The 1,334-nt window shown below is 64.8% G+C and carries 1 protein-coding gene and 1 pseudogene; both read left to right on the plus strand.

What is annotated here, in order from left to right:
- A pseudogene (locus tag BN11_RS20120) lies at positions 1–974 on the plus strand (hypothetical protein); the annotation flags it as partial.
- A gap of 178 nt (positions 975–1,152) precedes the next feature.
- On the plus strand, positions 1,153–1,334 hold a 182-nt coding region (locus BN11_RS25495; protein WP_235435510.1), incomplete at its 3' end, for a hypothetical protein.

Consider the following 1,334-nt stretch of genomic DNA (forward strand, 5'->3'; position numbering starts at 1 on the left):
GCAAGCGCGACATCTTCATCCGCGACACCGTCGCCAAGACGACGCGGCGGGTGTCCGTCGGGACCGGTGCGAAGCAGGCGAACGGGTCAAGCTTCTGGCCGAAGATCTCCGACAACGGCCGCTACATCTCGTTCATCTCCAGCGCGAGCAACCTGGTGGCCGGCGACACCAATCGCCAAGCGGACGCTTTCCGCGTCGACACCACGACGGGCGCCGTCCTGCGACTCAGCGTCGGCGCCGGCGGCAAGCAGGCCAACGGCAAGTCGGCCAATCTGGACATGGACGCCACCGGCACGAAGTTCGTCTTCAGCTCGACCGCAGGCAACCTCGTGAGCGGCGACACCAACAGCACGGAGGACGTCTTCGTCCGGGATGTGGCAGCCGGCACCACGAAGCGCATCTCAACGTATGGCGGGAGACAGCCGGTGCGCGGCCAGGTCGAGAAGACCACCATCAGCCCCAATGGGGCCTTCGCCGGATTCACGTACAAGGGTGGGTCCGCAAACGGATCCTACGAGTGGACACGCTCGACCAACTCCGTGGACATGATCTATCCCGACTACCTTCTCGAGATCGGCCCGGCGACCAACTACGGAGTGTCCACTTGGTACAGCGTCTATTCCGAGGGCTCGCACTGCACCTACGAAGACGTGGACGTCCCGCAGGCGGGCGGATCCCTCGCCATCGAGATGGGGGCGTGTTCGAACTACTATGCCTGGGCTTATGACGTCAATCCGGCAGGCACTATGGTTGCCATGCAGCTCGAAATCCCCGACACGCTCTATCTCTTCGACGCCGACACGAGCTTTTACGACGACGACCCGGAGGATGTGGCGATCGCCGCGCTCCCGGAGTTCACTACCTCTTTCACTCTGGCGTCCGACGGGCAGAGCGTGGTCTATGCCGACGACTCGGGCCAGATCCGCAAATGGACGCACAAGACCGGCGCGATCGCGCTGATCAGCACCAGGTGAGGCTCACCCACCGCTGACATCGTCCTCGGCCTGCGCCACGAGCGCTCGTTGCTCGGGCGGAGGCGTGGGCCCAACCACCCGATTTCGCCGTTTCCCTACGAGCCAGCTTGACTCCGTACCATAATGGAGCACGCTGCCACGGGGGGCGGCGAACGAACACCATAGGGGGACAACAAGAATGAACTCACGCACGACTCGATTTGTCGCGGCCCTGACCACGCTTGCCGCGACCGGCGCCGGACTAGGGGCGGCAGCAGCCGCGGCACCGGCGCCGGCCGCGGGCAACGGCACGTCGTACACACCCGCAATCTCACGCGACGGCCGCTTTGTCGCCTTCGCCTCCGACGCAACCAATCTCGT

The organism is Nostocoides australiense Ben110, from assembly GCF_001050535.1.
In the GTDB taxonomy this organism is placed as follows: domain Bacteria; phylum Actinomycetota; class Actinomycetes; order Actinomycetales; family Dermatophilaceae; genus Nostocoides_A; species Nostocoides_A australiense.